Origin of the sequence: Pseudonocardia autotrophica (assembly GCF_003945385.1) — a bacterium.
Lineage (GTDB): Bacteria > Actinomycetota > Actinomycetes > Mycobacteriales > Pseudonocardiaceae > Pseudonocardia > Pseudonocardia autotrophica.
This window is the reverse complement of the sequence record NZ_AP018920.1, coordinates 2724805-2741580: the sequence shown is the minus strand read 5'-3', so window position 1 is coordinate 2741580 and position 16776 is coordinate 2724805. Positions and strand designations below refer to the sequence as shown.

Sequence of the window (16776 nt, the reverse complement as noted above, 5' to 3'; positions counted from 1 at the left end):
TGGACTGTCGTCCATCTTTCGTCAACGAACTGGACAGTTCTGAACGAACTGTCTACCGTCGGCGGCCGGTGTTCGACGCGAGGAGGCAACCCGTGAGCCTGGTGCAGCATGCCCGCGAGCGCTGGTCGTCGGTGCTCAGCCTGCCCGCCCCGGAGCGGTTCGACGACGCCCTGCTGACCGGGGCGACCGGGCGCAGACCGGCTCCGTTCGGACCGGCACCGGAGGGGTTGCGCGAGGTCCCCGGCGACGCCGGGATGCCGCTGCTCGGCCACGCGCCGGCCTATGTCCGGTTCGGGCACCGCTTCACCCGCGCCCGCACCGAGGCACTCGGTCCGGTGTGGTGGATGCGCAGCCCGGCCGGGCGGGCGATCGTGGTGACCGGGCCCGCCGCGACCCGCGAGGTGCTGACCAACCGGGACAAGGCGTTCTCCCAGGAGGGCTGGCGGGCGACCGTCGACGCCTTCTTCCATCGCGGGCTGATGCTGCTCGACTTCGACGAGCACCGTGCCCACCGGCGGATCATGCAGGAGGCCTTCACCGCGGACCGGATCGCCGGCTACGTCGCCACCACCACCCCGGTGCTGCGCGAGGTCATGCCCACCTGGCCGACCGAGCTGCGGCTCCACCCGGCGCTCAAGCGGCTGACCCTCGACGTCGCGCAGGCGGTGTTCGCCGGCGGCCGGTCCGGCCCGGAGGCCGAGGCCGTGAACCGGGCGTTCGTGGACTGCGTGCGCGCGGCGAACTCGTTCGTCCGCAAGGATCTGCCGGGCACCCGCTGGCGGCGCGGGCTGCGCGGGCGGGCGGTGCTGGAGGACTGGTTCCGGTCCAACCTGGACGCCAAGCGGGCGGGCGGCGGCAGCGACCTGTTCTCAGCGCTGTGCCACGCGCAGACCGGCGACGGCGAGCGGTTCTCCGACGACGACGTCGTCAACCACATGATCTTCCTGATGATGGCCGCGCACGACACCTCGACGACGACGGCCGCATCGGCCGCCTTCCACCTCGCCCGCGACCCGCACTGGCAGGACCGCTGCCGCGCACAGTCCGACGCGCTGGCCGAGCGGATCGGCGACGCCGTCCCCACCGTGGACGACCTGCGCTCACTCACCGACATCGACCTGGTGATCCGCGAGGCACTGCGGATGGACGCACCGGTTCCGGTCGTGATGCGGACCGCGGTCACCGACACCACCGTCGCCGGACGTCACGTGCCCGCCGGGACCCGGGTCGTCGTCGCCCAGGCGGTCAACCACTACGACCCCTCCTGCTGGAGCGATCCGGAGCGCTTCGATCCCGACCGGTTCGGGCCCGAGCGGCGCGAGGACCGCAGCGACCGGGACGCCTGGATCCCGTTCGGCGGCGGCGTGCACAAGTGCATCGGCCTGCACTTCGGGACCCTCGAGGTCACCGCGATCCTGCACGAGATGCTGCAGCGCTTCCGCTGGACCGTCGATCCCGCCCACCGGCTGCGCTGGGACAACACCTCACTGCCGGTGCCGGTCGGCGGGATCCCGGTGACGCTGCGCCGGCGCGACTGATCCCGGGTCAGTCCTCGTCGTCCTCGTCGCCGGAGTTCCACCGGCGGTCCTTGCGGTCCTCCGCCTCGGTCCGCTCCCGGGCGATCTCCAGCGCGCGGGCCGCGGTCGCGCGGTCCGGGTACGGGCCGAGCCGGTCGGCCTCTCGGCAGCCGTCCTTCGTCTCCACCGTGTTGTGCTTGAGGCAGTAGAACCATTCCTCGTCACTCATGAGTCCACCCTGGCACCGGACCGGGTGCCACGCTGCCCGCCGCGCCGGATCGCCGGCGATGGCAGGCTGTGGCCCATGGCTCTGGTGCTCGGGGTGGATTCCTCCACCCAGTCCTGCAAGGTCGTCGTCCGTGACGCCGACTCCGGCGAGTTGGTCCGGTCCGGCCGGGCCACCCATCCGGACGGCACCGAGGTCGCCCCGCAGGCCTGGTGGGACGCACTGCGGACGGCTCTCGACGACGCGGGCGGCCTGGACGGCGTCGAGGCGCTCTCGATCGCCGGCCAGCAGCACGGCATGGTCTGCCTCGACGGCTCCGGCGAGGTCGTGCGGGACGCGCTGCTGTGGAACGACACCCGCTCCGCGGCGGCCGCCGCCGCGCTGGTCGAGGAGATCGGGGCGGACGGCTGGGCCGACGCCACCGGTGTCGTGCCGGTCGCGTCGATCACCCTGGCGAAGCTGCGCTGGCTGGCCCGGACCGAGCCGGAGCACGCGGCCGCCACCGCAGCGGTGTGCCTGCCGCACGACTGGCTCACCTGGCGGCTGCGCGGGGCCACCGGACTCGACGAGCTGATCACCGACCGCTCCGACGCCTCCGGCACCGGCTACTTCGACGGCCGCGACTACCGGCCCGACCTGCTCGAACACGGCTTCGGCCGGACGCCGGTGCTGCCCAGGGTGCTGGGCCCGGCGGAGTCGGTGCAGGGCCCCGGCGGGATCGTCGTCGGCGCCGGGGCCGGTGACAACGCGGCCGCCGGACTGGGTGTCGACGCCGGCGACGACGTCGTCGTCTCACTGGGCACCTCGGGCACCGTGTTCGCCCGCTCCGCGCGCCGCGCCCAGGACCCGTCCGGGATCGTGGCCGGCTTCTCCGACGCGACCGGCGCCTACCTGCCACTGATCGCCACCCTGAACGCGTCCCGGGTGCTGGACGCGACCCGCAGGCTGCTCGGCGTCGATCACGACGAGCTGGGCAGGCTCGCGCTGGAGGCCGAGCCGGGTTCGGGCGGCCTGGTCGTCGTGCCGTACCTGGAGGGCGAGCGGACGCCGAACCTGCCGGACGCGACCGGCGCCCTGCACGGCTGGACGCTCGCGTCCGGCACCCGGGAGAACCTGGCCCGCGCCGCCGTCGAGGGCATGCTGTTCGCGCAGCGGGTCGGCCTGGAGGCGCTGCGCGAGCAGGGGGTGTCGGTGACCGGGGTGACCCTGGTCGGCGGGGCGACCCGGTCCGAGGCGGTCTGCCGGATCGCCGCGCAGGTCTTCGAGGTGCCGGTCCGGGTCCCCGAGCCGGGCGAGTACGTCGCCGACGGGGCGGCCCGGCAGGCGGCGTGGGCGCTGCGCGGCGGGCCGACACCCCCGGTCTGGACGCCCGCCACCGAGCCCGCCCGCTACGAGCCCACCCCCGCCCCGGAGGCGTGGGACCGCTACCGGGAGGCGGCCGGCCGGTTCCTGGAGCGCGGATGACCTCCGAGCCGACCGGGCGCACGCCACTGCTGGTCCTCGGGAAGATCACCGACATCCTGGACGCCTTCACCCTGCAGGCCCCGGTGCTCAGCCTGGGCGAGATCCAGCAGGCGACCGGCCTGCCCACCTCGACCGTGCAGCGCCTGGTGTCCAACATGGTCGCCGCCGGGATGTTGGACCGGGTCGGCGACCGGGTCCGGATCGGGGTGCGGATGGCCTACTGGGCGGGTGCCGCGGCCCGCGGCGTCGACCTGCTGGAGCTGGCCGGGCCGGTGCTGCGCGAGCTGCGCGAGCGCACCGGTGAGACCGTCGCCCTGTTCCGCCCCGAACGCGGGCTGCGGGTCTGTGTCGCGGTGGCCGAGACCCGGCACGCGCTGCGCCGCGAGATGCACGTCGGCAAGATCGCCCCGCTGCACACCGGATCGGCCGGACGGGTGCTGCTGGCCTGGGACGGCACGCTCGCCGAGAGCGTGCTCGCCGGGCCGCTGGAGACGATCACCGATCACACGGTGACCGATCCGGCCGCGCTGCGGACGCTGCTCGCCGAGACCCGCCGGGACGGCTTCGCGATCACCGCAGCCGAACGCGACGACGGCGGCTCCGGCCTGGCCGCGCCGGTGTTCGACCACGCGGGCGCGGTCACCGCGGCGCTGACGATCAGCGGTCCGCGGATCCGGCTCACCCGGGAGCGCTGCGAGCAGCACGTCGATCTGCTGGTCGGCGCGGCCGACCGACTGACCCGCACGCTCGGCGGCCGTCCGCCCGGCTGAGCCGTACCCGGCGGTCAGGAGCGCGGACCGGCCGTCCAGGGAAAGGCGGCGGCCCGGGAGCGCAGCCCCTGCGCGGCCCGGGAGCGGTTCGGCTCCCCCAGCTCACCCAGCAGGTCCTCGCCCGCGGTGACCAGCCCGGCGAGCACCGCGGGCGTCAGCCAGTCCGGGCGGAACGCGAACAGCAGGTCCTCGGTGGCGGTGTTCCCGCTGGCACCGGGCGCGAAGGGGCAGCCGCCCAGCCCGCCGAGTGCGCCGTCGACCAGGGTCGCGCCGGAGCCCGCGGCGGCGAGTGCGTTCGCCACCCCCTGCCCCCAGGTGTCGTGCCCGTGGAAGCCGATCCGGCGGCCGTCAGCGACCGCCGAGACCCGCTCCACCAGCGTGCCCACCTCGGACGGCACGGCCTGGCCGAGCGTGTCGCAGACGATCACGTCGCAGGAGCCCGCGGTCCGCGGGTCGGCGACGATCTCCCGTACCCGCTCCGGATCGACCGGGCCGTCGAACGGGCAGGTGAACGCGGTCGCCAGGCACAGCTGGATCCGGCCACCGGCGTCCAGGGCGTGCTGCACGGCGTCCGGCATCGCGGCCAGCGACACCTCGGTGTCCCGGCCGATGTTGGCGTTGTTGTGCGCGTCGGAGACCGAGAAGCAGTACTGGACGTTGCGGGCACCCGCGGCGACCGCCTTCTGCACGTGCCGCGGCGTCGCGACCCACACCCAGCAGCGGTCGAGCTCCTCGGGGGTGAGCGCGGCGACCACGTCGAGCGTGTCGGCCAGCGGCGGCACCAGGTCGCCCCGGGCCAGCGAGCCGATCTCCAGCTCCGGGACGCCGGCCGCGAGCAGCGCCCGGACCAGGTCGACTTTGCGCTCGGTGGGCAGCGGCTTCCCGGTCAGCTGCAATCCGTCGCGCAGGGTCACGTCGCGCAGCACGATCCCGCTCACGAGTCCTCCCCCGCGGCCGCCCGGATGGTCTCCGCCGGGTAGCCCAGCAGGCCGCCCAGCACGTCCTCGGTGTCGGCGCCCAGATCGGGCCCGACGTGGCGGACCGGCACCGAGCGACCGTCCAGCACCGGGACGATGCCGGGGAACCCGACCCGGGCAGGCACCTCGCCACCGGTGTCGACGTCGAAGTACTGAACCATGTCCCGAGCCCGGAACTGCTCGTCGGCCACGATGTCGGCGGCCGAGTGGATCGGCCCGGCGGGCACCCCGGCGGTCTCCAGCTCGGTCAGCACCCGGTCCCGCGGCAGTGACCGGGTCCAGGTCTCGATCGCGCCGTCCAGCTCGTCGCGCCGGGCCCAGCGACCGGCGTTCGAGGTCAGGTCCGGCGCCTCGGCGAGATCCGGGCGGCCGATCACCTGCATGAACCGGCCGTAGATCGAGTCGCTGTTCCCGGCGATGACGACGCTGCCGCCGTCGCCGCACACGTAGGCGTTGGACGGTGCGATGCCCTCCATCCGGCCGCCGACCCGGCGCCGCTCCACCCCGTAGGCGAGGTGGTCGGGCACCAGCGACTCCATCATCGAGAAGACGGCCTCGTTGAGCGCGACGTCCATCGACCGCCGGTTCAGCGGCGGCCGGTCCGCGCTCGACTCCCGCTGGTAGAGGCCCATCACGGCGGAGAAGGCGCCGTAGAGACCGGCGATGGAGTCCCCGATCGACACCCCGGTGCGCGACGGCGGCCGGTCCTCCTCCCCCACCAGCGCGCGCAGGCCACCCATCGCCTCGGCGACGGCGGCGAACCCGGGCCGGGAGGCGAGCGGGCCGGTCTGGCCGAACGCGGAGATCCGCACCAGCACGACGTCGGGATTGACGGCGTCGAGCTCGGCCGGGCCGAGGCCCCACTTCTCCAGCGTGCCCGGCCGGAAGTTCTCCAGGACGACGTCGGAGCGGGCGGCCAGGTCCAGCACGGCCTGCCGGCCGGCGTCGCTGCGCAGGTCGAGGGTGATCGAGCGCTTGCTGCGGTTCAGCGTCCGGTAGAGCATCGAGGTGTCGCCGGCGTAGAGCCGCCAGTTCCGCAGCTCGTCGCCGGTCCGCGGGCGCTCGACCTTGATCACGTCTGCACCGAAGTCGGCGAGCAGCCTGCCCGCGGTCGGCGCCGCGATGTAGTTGCCCAGCTCCAGCACGCGGACGCCGGACAGCGGCAGCCCGTCCGCGGTCACATCGGACACGGATCCTCCTCGAATCGCAGTCGACTCACATCATGAACTACGCCCCACGATGCAAGCAACCGGTCGGTGCTCCCCCGCGAGGACACCACAGGTACCCGACGTAGGCTCCGCACCCGTGAGATCCCGCTCCGGCCGCCGCCGCGCCGCCCGGGAGACCCCGCCGCTGCCGGCCCGCGACGGCCTCGCTCCGGCACGCCTGCGCACCCCGCCCGACGGGCCGTGGGCGACGATGCGCGAGCACCTCGTCGCACGGCTGCCGCAGGTGGACCCCGCCCGGATCGACGCGCGGCTGGCCGCCGGGGAGATCGTGACCTCCGCCGGGCCGCTGCGCCCGGACTCGCCGTTCGCCGGGTCGACGACGCTCTGGCTCCACCGCGAGGTGCCCGACGAGGCGCCGGTGCCGTTCCCGCTGGAGGTGCTGCACGCCGACGACGACCTGGTCGTCGTCGACAAGCCGCACTTCCTGGCGACCATCCCGCGCGGCAGCCACGTCCGGCAGACGGTGCTGGTGCGGCTGCGCCACGAGCTGGGCCTGCCCGAGCTCAGCCCGGCGCACCGGCTGGACCGGGCCACCGCGGGGGTGCTGCTGCTGGTGGTGCGGCCCGAGCTGCGCGGCGCCTACCAGACCCTGTTCGCGACCGGCCGGGTCGCCAAGACCTACGAGGCGCTCGCCCCGCACGATCCGGCGCTGGAGCTGCCGCGCACCGTGTTCTCCCGGATCGTGAAGCGGCGCGGGGTGTTCGCCGCCGTCACCGAGCCGGGCGAGCCGAACGCCGAGACCCGCGTCGAACGCGACGACCATCGCGACGGCGTCGCCCGATACCGGCTGTTCCCCCGCACCGGGCGGACCCACCAGCTGCGGGTGCACCTCGCCGGGCTGGGGGTGCCGATCCTCGGCGACGACGTGTACCCGGAGCTGCGCCCGCGCACCGACGGCGACTTCACCCGCCCGCTGCAACTGCTGTCGCGCTCACTGGAGTTCGACGACCCGATCACCGGCCGACGGCGCCGCTTCGTCAGCCGCCGCACCCTGCAGGCCTGGGACGACCCGATCGGCTGGGCCGGCAGGAGCGGCTGACCCGGCCGTGCCGACGGGGTGCCGACGGGGTGCCGGCGGGCACGGCGGCGGCAGTGGCTGGGTCGACGGCGGCGTCAGCGGGTCTGCTTCACGATGCCGCCCGCGGCGCGCTGCAGCGCCGGCACGTGCGCGGTCAGGAGGTCACGACTCCCCGGACCGTCGATATGGGCCGGCCGTGAACGTCGCATCCGGCCCCGCCCGCGCGCCCCGTTCCCGGCGTCGTACGGCATGCCGTCCTCGACGTCATCCCGCCTCGGCGAGAGCTCCGGCGAGGAGGGCGTCGAGCGTCTCCGGGGCGTCGAGCCCGACCACGTGCGCGATGTACTGGTCCGGCCGCACGAGCACCAGGCATCCGGCCTCGCGGTCGATGCCGCGCAGGTCGAACACGTCGCCCGATGCGGGGTCCGGGCAGAACACCTTCTCGTGGTCCACGAGCCCGAACCGCCCCTTGCGCGGACGCAGGACGGCGGGCAGGTCGACGGTCTCGACGTCGTGGTGGTGCTGCTGCAGGACGGCCCGGACATCGAGCACCGAGTCCGGCTCGTCGCCGGCCGGCGTGTACTTCCGGACGATCTCGCTGAGCCGCGCGCACAGCCCGTGGAGCCGGCCCCCCGTCGCGATCCCGGCCCGGTCGGCGAACACGTAGAGCCGCCACGCGCCGTCCGCGCGTGCCACGTGCCCCAGCTGCAGGGCCCGTGCGTCGGCGAGCCGGACGACCGGCGCGGAGTGGAACCGGGTCCCGACCTCGAACCCGGAGGCCAGGTGCTGGGCGGGCATCGCAGCGGTGATCACGGACGGTGCGTAGCGGACCCCCATGCCCGCGGTGTAACGGCCCTGCTCGCGGAAGAAGCGCTGGAACTTCTCCGGGTCGGCGTCCGGTGCGGCGCTGAACAGGGTGGCGAACTCGCGGTCGAAGTCGATCAGCTGCTGCGCGACGGCCTGCCGCTCCGCCGAGTAGGTGCGCAGCAGCGCAGGCCGTGCGCGGCCCCGCAGGACGGCCCCCAGCTTCCACCCGAGGTTCCAGGCGTCGGCCATCGACACGTTCATACCCTGGCCTGCCTTGGCGCTGTGGGTGTGGCAGGCGTCCCCCGCGATGAACACCCGCGGCACGGCATCCGGATCGTCGCCGGCCGCGTCGTCGAAGCGGCTGCACAACCGCTGCCCGATCTCGTAGACCGACCACCACCCGACGTCGTGCACCGTCAGCGTGTAGGGGTGCAGGATGCGGTTCGCGACCGCGGCCAGCTTCTCCGGTGTCACGCTGCGGCCCGTCAGCATCTCCCGGTCCCGCTCGTTGTCCAGCTCGATGTAGAGCCGGACGAGGTAGCCACCCTCGCGCGGGATCACCAGGATGCTCCCCTGGTCCGCGGACTGGACGGCGCACTTGAGCCTGATGTCCGGGAAGTCCGTCTCGACCAGGACGTCCATCACCCCCCAGGACGTGTCCGTCGAGTCGCCCTCCAGCGTCAGGCCGAGCGCCGACCGGGTGCTGCTGCGTGAGCCGTCGCACCCGACGACGTAGCGCGCACGCACCGTCGTGGTCTCCCCCGTCTCCACCCCGTCGACGACGTGGGCCAGGGTCGCCTCGACGGGGTGCTCGCGTGCGTCGTCCACCTCGACGGCGGTCAGGTGCAGGCCGTAGTAGGGCTCGATCCGCCGCGGCGAGCGGGCCAGGTACTCGCGCAGGTAGCTGAGCAGGCGAGCCTGGTTGACGATCATGTGTGGCATCTCGGAGAGCCCCGGCTCCACGTCGGGGATGCGGTCGGTCCGGGCGATGCGGTCCGGCTCGCCCGGGTCCGGGCGCCAGAACGCGACCTCGTTGACCTGGTAACCCTCACCGATGAGCCGGTCGGCGAGCCCGAAGGCCTCGAACATCTCCACGGTGCGGCAGGCCACGCCGTCCGCCTGCCCGACCTCGAGCGGGCCGTCCCGGCGGTCGACGACCACGGTGTCGACGTCGGTGAACGCGGCCAGCTGTGCGGCGAGCACCAGGCCCGCCGGCCCGGTGCCGACGACCAGGACGTCGGTCGTGGCCGGGATCGTCGGAGGGCGCCGGGCGGCCGCGGGATGCTCGGCGGCGACGAACGGGTCGCCCGGGCGGTAACCGTCGACGTAGAACTGGGCCATCACTGCTCCTCGGTGGACTTGCTGTGTCTCGGATACGGTGTCCGCCCTGCGGAGACGGCTCCGCGGAGTCGACGTGGACCCCGTCCGGCCGACGGGGCGCCCGGGCTCACGGGTGGACCAGGACCCGCCCGCGCACCGAGCCCTGCTCCATCGCCGCGTGCGCCGTCGCCGCGTCGGCGAGCGAGTACGTCGCGCCGACCCGGGAACGCAGGGAGCCCGACGCCAGCGCGGCATCGACACGGGCCGCCGCGTCCGCGAGATCGGCGACGGATGCGTTGCTGATCGCGAACCCGCGCAAGCTCGCGTCCCGGACGTAGAGCTGCCCGACCGGGATCGTCGGGGTGGCCCGCAACCCGGCGACCACGACGACCCGTCCGCCCAGCCGCAGCAGCGGGAGCGCGAGATCGAAGTCGTGCCGGCCGCTGTTGTCCCACCACACGTCGTATCCCTGCGGCGCGGCCGCCGCGAGCCGGCGGGGGAGGTCGTCGGCGTCGTAGGGGACGACGACATCGGCTCCCAGCCCGGTGCACCACTCCACGTCCCGCTCCGACGCGGTCGCCACCACCCGGGCGCCGGCGGCCACCGCGAGCTGGACGACCGCGCCGCCCACGGCTCCGCCCGCACCAGCCACGTAGACCGTCTCCCCGGCTGCCAGAGCGGCCTCCCGGAAGAGCCCGATCGCGGCGGTCGCCCCCGCATGCAGGACCGGCGCGGCGTCCGCCGCAGTCACCGTGCCCCGCAGGGGATAGACCCGCTCGCCGGGTGCGGACACGTACTCGGAGAACGTTCCCTGCCGCCCGGCGTATCCCATGCTGTTGCACCACACCCGATCCCCCGGCGCGAATGCCGTCACGTCCGAGCCGGTGGCGGCGACCGTGCCGACGGCGTCGCGACCGATGACGAACGGGAACGGGATGGGAGTCCGGTAGGCACCCGACCGGACGAAGAGATCCACGTGGTTGACGGCGCTGGCTTCCAGACGGATCAGCACGTCCCCCGGGCCAGGACGGGGCACCGGGATGTGCTCGATCTCGATCTGCTCCGGCCCTCCGGTCGCTCGGATGACGGCGGCCCGCATCGTGTCCGGGACCGTCATCCGGCTGCCCCCGTGCCGGGCGGCGGGCCGAGCGGAACCTCGGCCAGCGTCGTGCGGTAGCGCTGTTCCCAGGCGGTGGTGAGGGCGTCCTGGTCGGCGCCGCCCGAGGTGTACGCCGGGGACAGGATGGGCCGCGCCCGCTCCACCTTCACCAGGACCACCTCGTTCGCGGGATAACCCGGCCCGTTGAGGTCGAGCAGCCACCGGTTCAGCCATTCGTACTCCGGCGCGCCCGGTTCGGCGAAGGACACCGAACCGGTGAACCGGTAACCGCGACGACTGAACACGTCGATCACGTTGATCTCGATCCGCGGATCGCGGCGAAGATTGGCGATCGTGGCCGGAGAGCCGATGTCCATGAATGCGAGATGGTCGTCGTCATAGACGCGCAAAGAGCCCTTCGGTGACAGATTCGGGGATCCGTCGTCGCAGACGGTGGCTGCGAATGCGAGCCACGCGCGCTCGACGATGTCCCGCATGTCCTGATCGATGACGGGCATACTCTCCTCTTTCGTCTTTCGGCTGTCGTTCTTCGATGATCGGGTGCTGGGCGGGACCGGGTCAGCCCCGGCCGGCGGCACCGGACCGGTCCACCTCCGCCGGGACATGCACGGGCCGGGCACCGAGATCGACGTCCTTCGTCTCGGGACCGAGGGCGGCTCCCACGATCACGAGCAGGCCGCCCAGCGCGAGGAAGACCAGCGGGGTCAGGTCGTAGGGCATCACGGTCGCCAGACCTGCCTGGTAGAAGGCGTAGAACGAGGGGATGATCACGGCCGTGGTGTAGCCGAGTCCGTAGGCGCTGGACCGGACGCCGACATGGAACCGTTCGATGATGTAGGTGCTCACCACGGAGTAGATCGAGACGACGACCAGGACGAGCAGCACCACGACGGCGCCGACCGGCACGACACCGCTCACCTGCCCGCCGGCGATCAGCCAGAACAGGAACGGTGCGACGACGCTGATCAGCGTCCCGCTGGTCAGCAGGAAGGGCTTGCGGCCGAACCGCTGCGCGATCACCCCGGCGACGAGGTAGCCCGCGGCGAGCACCGCGTAGGCGATGACGAGGACGAGGGTCGACTCGATGGCGGTGAGCCCCGCCGCGGAACTCAGGATCCCCGGCAGCACCGCGCCGATCATGTTGAACGCGAGCCACACCCCCGACATCAGGACGAAGACCTGCAGGAAGCCGCGCAGGTTGTCCCCGCGCATCAGCTCGGCGAGCGGTGAGCGCTCCGGACGCTTGACCTTCGCGTCGCTCCAGGCGTCGGACTCGTCGACGTTGCGCGTGTACCAGACGGCCCAGCCCACGGCGAGGAGCCCACCGATGACGAACGGGATCCGCCAGCCCCACACGGCGTAGGGCGAGTCGGCCCCACCCGCCGGGATGACGAGCAGCAGGCCGAGCGTCAGCAGGGCGATGGCGCAGTAGGCCAGCGGGAATCCGGTCATGATGACCGCGCCGTTGAAGCCTCGGCGATCACGGGGACTCTGTTCCAGGGCCAGTGGCGTCGCCGCCGTGTACTGGCCTCCGAGGAACACGCCGTCGACGAACCGCAGAGCGATGAGCAGGACGACCGCGGTGATGCCGACCGAGCCGTAGCCCGGGAGCAGGGCGATCGCGAGCGTGCACAGCCCGAAGCCGTAGAGCGAGATGATCGTGGTGCGCCGGCGCCCGTGCCGGTCGGAGAGGTACCCGAAGATCAGGGCCCCGAGCGGGCGCCCCAGCAGCGTGGCGACGAAGATCGCCGCGGTCACGATCCGACTGGTCGGCTCCGGCATGTCGGCGGGGATGAAGTACGGCATCGCCGCGCTCAGCACGACCACGGGCAGATAGACGTCGAACATGTCGACGAACAGACCGACCTGGGCCCCGAGGCGGGCCTTTCGGGCTCGCCGAGGATCGCGATCCTGGGCGCGGGGGGAGGACTCGGTCATTGAGGCCACTCCGGTATTCGTGGGGGAAGAAACTCGGTCACCCGCATCGGGGCGCCGTAGGGCGGGCCACCGTTGCGACGTCCAGTACAGGCACTGCACGAAACCGCGTACAGCATTTTCCCTACACCAGAACAATATGCTGCGATCACGGCCGTCGGCCGCACCGGCGAATCGCGCCGACCCGCCCGGGATCGGCGCGACGCCGCGGATTCCGTGAGCCGCCGGCCGTCGCTATTCGACGGGTTCCGCTCGCGTGCTCCGGACGACCGTCGCCGGGTCGATGTCGGCGGCGATGGCCGCCGCGGTCGCTTTGACCTCCTGCACCCATTCGGACAGGCGGTCCTTCCGGTAGCGGGCGGTCGGCATGGCCAGCGAGATCGCCGCGGGGGTCGAGTCCGGAGGTCCGGGCACGACACAGCCGATCGCGGTCAGACCGGTCTCGGTGAGTTGGTCGTTTAGCGCGAACCCCTGGCGGCGGATGCGGCGCAGGCTGCGGAGCAGTGCCTCGACGTCGATGCCGGAGTCCGGACCGTCGTAGAGGGATCGCACCTCGCCCGGGTCCCGGGTGGCGAGCAGTGCGCGACCGCCCGAGGCCAGGTGGGCGGGCATCACCCGCCCTTCCCTGTCCCCCACCCGCAGTACCTGGTCGCACTCCTCCGTCGCGACGAACCGTGCCTGGTCCGAGGCGATGACGAGCAGGTTGCTGGTCTCCAGCGTGCGCGCGGTGAGGCGCACCAGGTGGGGCAGCGCGACCCGTCGGAGTCCGGCGAGCGATTCGGTGACGGGGTGCGCACGCAGGACCGGTCCCGAGACGTAGTGCCGGTGCTCGTCCTGCTCGGCGAAGTCGCGGTAGACGAGCATCGACAGGAGCCGGTGCGCGGTCGATCGGGCGACGCCGAGCCGTCGTGCCGCGTCGGTGACCCGGAGGGGGCCCTCCTGCTGGAGGATCATGGCCAGGCGCAGCGCATGATCCACCGACTCGATCCCGTACGTGGGCTTGTTCTTCACGAGGGAACTCCTGATCCCGAAGCCGTGCCGCTCACACCTCGCAGGCGAAGTGGAACGCGCTGATGTCGAGTCGATTGCGCAGGTAGAAGCGGTGTGCGCCGGTGTTGCCGACGCCGGAGTCGAGTTCGATCCGACAGCACCCGGCCGCGACTGCGCGCCGACGGAGCTCGTCCAGCAGGACCGGGGCGATGCCGCGCGAGCGCACGGCCGGCGATGTCACGAGGTCGTCGACGACGAGGATCCTCCCGCGGCTCGTCGCCAGGACGCGGTATCCGGCCGCTCCGACCGTCGCCCGGCCCGCCTGGGCGACGAGGTAGCGCAGACCCTGGTCGTAGCCGACCGAGAGCAGCTCGTCCAGCTGCTCGTTCGTGAATCCTGGCCGTAGGTGGCCGAGCAGGTGGAACAGGCCGCGCTCCTCGCCGCCACGGCCGAGCTGCCGCAGGACGATCCCGCCGTCGAGCCTGTCCGGGCCCGACCGGCGGTCTTCCGTCGTCATGTCGTCCACGATCGCCCGACACCGTCCACTCCCGGCTCGTTCCCCGTTCGCTCCGGTCGGCTCACCTCGAGCCGCCCGATTCTCAGCGAGAGTAGTGAGGCGTCCGCAGGCCGGACCCTGTTTTCTCCTGTGCAGAACGCTCGGGTCCTGCCGGGAGCGTGGCCCGGCGCGCCTGCGACCGGTTCGGCGATCCGCGTGTGTTCATCGCGGGCGACGCCTGCCACAGGCACAGCGCCGAGGCGGGCCGGGGGCACGGGTGTATCCATGGCGAACGCCTGGAACCCCGGGACAGTGCTCGCGACACCGCGCGCCCGGAGATCCTGCGGCCCCGCTCCACCGAGCGGGCGCCGGCCCGGCAGCCGGCCGGTCAGCCGACGTTGCGTCCGCCGTCGCCGTTGAGCCGGTGCCCGCCGCCTCCGCCGTGGCCGTTGAGGGCTGCCCCGTTCACCGGGCCGTTCGCCTGACCGTTCACCGGCGGCGGGGGCGGCGTCGGTTCCTCGGCGGCGCGGTGCCTGCCCTCCCGCAGGCCACGCTGGTAGCTGGCCAGCCGGCTCCGGACCCGGTCGGGCTGCCGCTCCCGGGACCCGCTCGGCTGGCCCCCGTTGAGGGTGTTCCGCCACGACGGCGGCACCATCGCCTGCCCGGGCTGCCGCTGCGGGAGCCCCTGGGCGGTGGTCGGGAGGTCGATCACCCGGTCGGCGCGGATCCGCGCGGCGTCGAACTCGGTGTCGCCGGGGGTGCGCCAGTTCCCCGAGGACGGCGCGGCGCCCCGCTGCCCGTCCGCTCCCACGGGAGCACCGGGCTCCCGGAACCAGGCCGAGGCGACCGCCGCGAAGATCGGCGTGTCGTCGACGTCGTCCACGGCCACCGGAACCTCCGAGTCGAACGGACCGAACAGCTCCACCGGCGGGGTCGTGCCCTCCGAGCCGGTGAGAGGTAGTGCTTGTGTGACGGGTGGGTCTTCGAGGTCGTCCCGGCCCGGCGGCCGTGCGCCGTTGCGCGGCCGGTCGCCGGCCGGTGGCGGCCCGCCCGGGCCCGGCCCGGCGGGAGACGGCCCGCCCTGCGGCACGGCCCCCTGCGGCACAGCACCCTGTGGTCCGGAGCCGTGTGGTCCGGAGCCGTGAGGTGCAGCGCCCTGCGGTCCGGAGCCGTGAGGTCCTGCGCCCTGTGGTCCTGCGCCCTGTGGTCCTGCGCCCTGCGGTGCAGCGCCCTCCGGCGCGGGGCCGTGTGGTCCAGCGCCCTGTGGCGCGGAGCCGTGCGAGGACCCGGCCGGCGGGGGCGGGACCGTTCCGAACGCGACGGCGGCGCGCGCGGCATCCGCACGGGCGGCCTCGGTCTGTGGGGCGCCCTGCGGGACCGGCGTGCCCGACCCGTCGGCCGGCCTGCGGGTCGGCCACTGTGCGCCGGAACCGTTGCGCTGGTCCGGAGCACCGAACGGGGCCGCGTCGGCGATCCCGGGGGGCCGCCCCGGGGCGCCTCGCTGCGGCAGCTCACCCGAGGGGGCGACGCGCTGCGGCAGGTCACCGCCGGACGGGCCGGACCACGACGGATCGGCGTCGGCGGCAGCACGATGCTGCGGCTCCGAGGCGGCCGGAGCCGCGGGCGGGCCGGACCGGACCGGATCGGTGCTGCCCGGATCCCCGGCGACCGGGACCGCACCGGCGGCCGGCACCGGCGGCCAGCTCGGCACCTGCTCCTCGGCCGGGGCCGGTCGCGGTTCCTGCTGCTGCGGTCGCGGCTCCTGCTGCTGCCGCGGTTCCTGCTGCGGTCGCGGTTCCTGCTGCGGCGGCGGCCAGGGCGCGTCGCCGTCCGGCACGGGCGAGTGGCGTAGCGCCGCGGTCGGCCCGGCGTCCTGCTCGCGGGCCGGCTCGGGCGGAGCCACCTGCTCCGCCTGCGGGCCGCCGCGGACCACCGACTGCGGCAGGTGCAGCACGGCGATCGGCGACACACCGGTGGTGCCCGCGGGCCCACGCACGCCGAGCCGGGCGCCGATCGTCCTGGCCAGGCGGGCGGCCACGTGCAGGCCGATCTCCTGCGGCGCGACCGGGCCGGCCGGGGTGGCGGTGTTCAGCGCACGGTCGAGCTCGTCGATCGGGGTGAGATACCGCGGTGGCTGCGCGCACTGCAGCTCGACGACCAGGCCGCCGTCCGGCCCCCAGCGGCTGTGCAGTTCGAGCCGCTCCCCCGCCGGGGTGGATCCGGCGGCGTGCGCGAGCAGCTCGGCCAGGATCTGCCCGAGCACGCTCTCGGCGGCGGCGTCCAGCACGACACTGGGCGTGGGCGGGACGACGGTGCGCGACGCGGCCTCGCTCGACGCGACGACGGTGTTGAGCGCCTGCCCGAGCGGGGTGGGCGGCGCCGCGAGCCGGGGACCGCGCGGGGTGCCGGCGAGAACGAGGATGTGGTCGCCGTCGCGGGCGCCACGGCGAGCGGCCGCGGCCAGCTCCGCCAGGTCGGCGAGCGCACCGGGGCGCAGCTCGCCACTGCGCAGCCGTTCGGTCAGGAGTTGCTGACGCTCGGACCGGGCCCGCAGCCGGTGCGCGATCGCGGCCAGCACGGCGTCGCCCCCGGCGCCCTCACCCGGACCGCCCGGTGGATCCTGCCCCGGGGCGGACCGGCTGTACGGCGGGTCGTCTCGCGCCACGCGATCGTCCTCCGAACGGCTGGTACGACGCCCGGTTCCGGGCGTCGCGCACCCGGCCCGCTTCGGAATCGGGCCGGGAACGGTCGATCACGAAGACTACTCAACGGTTGCGCCTTCGCTCGCCCCGATGCGGTGGGCGGTGCACCGCGGAGGGGCGGGCGGCGCCGGTTCGGTCACCCGCCGGCCCGCCTGCCCTGCCCCCCTCGACCGGCGGGCCTTTCGCCGCGACGGGCCGCGTTCGC

15 protein-coding genes are annotated in these 16776 nt (G+C 73.9%); 5 read left to right on the top strand and 10 right to left on the bottom strand.

The genetic code is table 11. From position 1 onward, the window contains the following. Positions 1 to 92: 92 nt before the first annotated feature. Positions 93 to 1538: a cytochrome P450 gene (locus Pdca_RS12985; RefSeq protein ID WP_085911363.1), complete on the top strand. Its 1446-nt coding sequence runs from the start codon at positions 93 to 95 to the stop codon at positions 1536 to 1538. 7 nt (positions 1539 to 1545) lie between these two features. Here the strand turns inward: Pdca_RS12985 and Pdca_RS12980 are convergent, their stop codons facing one another. Further along, positions 1546 to 1746, bottom strand: a complete 201-nt coding sequence (locus Pdca_RS12980) for a hypothetical protein (protein ID WP_085911362.1) — start codon at positions 1744 to 1746, stop codon at positions 1546 to 1548. Positions 1747 to 1821: 75 nt separating this feature from the next. Between Pdca_RS12980 and Pdca_RS12975 the strand changes: the two genes are divergently transcribed. Then, positions 1822 to 3207 (top strand): xylulokinase, encoded by a 1386-nt coding sequence (locus Pdca_RS12975; RefSeq protein ID WP_085911361.1) that lies wholly within the window; start codon positions 1822 to 1824, stop codon positions 3205 to 3207. Beyond that, positions 3204 to 3977, top strand: a complete 774-nt coding sequence (locus tag Pdca_RS12970; RefSeq protein WP_085911360.1) for an IclR family transcriptional regulator — start codon at positions 3204 to 3206, stop codon at positions 3975 to 3977. Before Pdca_RS12975 ends, Pdca_RS12970 begins: the two co-directional genes overlap by 4 nt. Positions 3978 to 3991: 14 nt before the next feature. On the opposite strand, the gene Pdca_RS12965 is transcribed toward Pdca_RS12970, so the two are convergent. Together Pdca_RS12965 and Pdca_RS12960 are read right to left on the bottom strand one after the other, a co-directional pair. Continuing rightward, positions 3992 to 4915, bottom strand: a complete 924-nt coding sequence (locus Pdca_RS12965; RefSeq protein ID WP_197719980.1) for a beta/alpha barrel domain-containing protein — start codon at positions 4913 to 4915, stop codon at positions 3992 to 3994. Then, the gene (locus tag Pdca_RS12960; RefSeq protein ID WP_232021551.1) at positions 4912 to 6144 is read right to left on the bottom strand and encodes a CaiB/BaiF CoA transferase family protein; all 1233 of its coding nucleotides are present in this window, start codon (positions 6142 to 6144) and stop codon (positions 4912 to 4914) included. Before Pdca_RS12960 ends, Pdca_RS12965 begins: the two co-directional genes overlap by 4 nt. A gap of 115 nt (positions 6145 to 6259) precedes the next feature. Between Pdca_RS12960 and Pdca_RS12955 the strand changes: the two genes are divergently transcribed. Beyond that, positions 6260 to 7222, top strand: a complete 963-nt coding sequence (locus tag Pdca_RS12955) for a pseudouridine synthase (RefSeq protein WP_232021550.1) — start codon at positions 6260 to 6262, stop codon at positions 7220 to 7222. A gap of 243 nt (positions 7223 to 7465) precedes the next feature. On the opposite strand, the gene Pdca_RS12950 is transcribed toward Pdca_RS12955, so the two are convergent. The 6 genes from Pdca_RS12950 to Pdca_RS12925 all read right to left on the bottom strand — a co-directional run bounded on the left by Pdca_RS12950 (position 7466) and on the right by Pdca_RS12925 (position 13890). Further along, entirely contained in the window at positions 7466 to 9349 is a 1884-nt protein-coding gene (locus Pdca_RS12950) for an FAD-dependent monooxygenase (protein ID WP_085911357.1), read from the bottom strand. 106 nt (positions 9350 to 9455) lie between these two features. Continuing rightward, positions 9456 to 10445: a zinc-binding dehydrogenase gene (locus Pdca_RS12945; protein WP_232021549.1), complete on the bottom strand. Its 990-nt coding sequence runs from the start codon at positions 10443 to 10445 to the stop codon at positions 9456 to 9458. After that, positions 10442 to 10945: a pyridoxamine 5'-phosphate oxidase family protein gene (locus Pdca_RS12940; protein ID WP_085911355.1), complete on the bottom strand. Its 504-nt coding sequence runs from the start codon at positions 10943 to 10945 to the stop codon at positions 10442 to 10444. Before Pdca_RS12940 ends, Pdca_RS12945 begins: the two co-directional genes overlap by 4 nt. A gap of 61 nt (positions 10946 to 11006) precedes the next feature. Continuing rightward, positions 11007 to 12386, bottom strand: a complete 1380-nt coding sequence (locus tag Pdca_RS12935; RefSeq protein ID WP_085911354.1) for an MFS transporter — start codon at positions 12384 to 12386, stop codon at positions 11007 to 11009. A 231-nt stretch (positions 12387 to 12617) separates the two neighbouring features. Next, positions 12618 to 13394 carry an IclR family transcriptional regulator gene (locus tag Pdca_RS12930; RefSeq protein WP_085911353.1) on the bottom strand — a complete coding sequence of 259 codons (777 nt, stop codon included), beginning with the start codon at positions 13392 to 13394 and terminating at the stop codon, positions 12618 to 12620. Between the two features lie 31 nt (positions 13395 to 13425). Then, on the bottom strand, positions 13426 to 13890 hold the full coding sequence (locus Pdca_RS12925; protein ID WP_085911522.1) for a GNAT family N-acetyltransferase: 465 nt from the start codon (positions 13888 to 13890) through the stop codon (positions 13426 to 13428). A gap of 158 nt (positions 13891 to 14048) precedes the next feature. On the opposite strand from Pdca_RS12925, the gene Pdca_RS38000 reads away from it, so the two are divergent. After that, positions 14049 to 14354: an FAD-dependent monooxygenase gene (locus Pdca_RS38000; RefSeq protein ID WP_373865480.1), complete on the top strand. Its 306-nt coding sequence runs from the start codon at positions 14049 to 14051 to the stop codon at positions 14352 to 14354. Here the strand turns inward: Pdca_RS38000 and Pdca_RS12915 are convergent. Then, positions 14258 to 16534, bottom strand: coding sequence for a hypothetical protein (locus Pdca_RS12915; protein WP_085911352.1), 2277 nt, complete (start codon positions 16532 to 16534; stop codon positions 14258 to 14260). The two genes, Pdca_RS38000 and Pdca_RS12915, sit on opposite strands and share 97 nt — an antisense overlap. Positions 16535 to 16776 lie beyond the last annotated feature (242 nt).

What these genes read in the sequence shown, in the direction of transcription:
- Pdca_RS12975 (WP_085911361.1), top strand. Translation starts at nt 1,822, where the DNA reads ATGGCTCTGGTGCTCGGGGTGGATTCCTCCACCCAGTCCTGCAAGGTC.
- Pdca_RS12935 (WP_085911354.1), bottom strand. Translation starts at nt 12,386, where the DNA reads ATGACCGAGTCCTCCCCCCGCGCCCAGGATCGCGATCCTCGGCGAGCC.
- Pdca_RS12940 (WP_085911355.1), bottom strand. Translation starts at nt 10,945, where the DNA reads ATGCCCGTCATCGATCAGGACATGCGGGACATCGTCGAGCGCGCGTGG.
- Pdca_RS12970 (WP_085911360.1), top strand. Translation starts at nt 3,204, where the DNA reads ATGACCTCCGAGCCGACCGGGCGCACGCCACTGCTGGTCCTCGGGAAG.
- Pdca_RS12950 (WP_085911357.1), bottom strand. Translation starts at nt 9,349, where the DNA reads ATGGCCCAGTTCTACGTCGACGGTTACCGCCCGGGCGACCCGTTCGTC.
- Pdca_RS12980 (WP_085911362.1), bottom strand. Translation starts at nt 1,746, where the DNA reads ATGAGTGACGAGGAATGGTTCTACTGCCTCAAGCACAACACGGTGGAG.
- Pdca_RS12925 (WP_085911522.1), bottom strand. Translation starts at nt 13,890, where the DNA reads ATGACGACGGAAGACCGCCGGTCGGGCCCGGACAGGCTCGACGGCGGG.
- Pdca_RS12945 (WP_232021549.1), bottom strand. Translation starts at nt 10,445, where the DNA reads ATGACGGTCCCGGACACGATGCGGGCCGCCGTCATCCGAGCGACCGGA.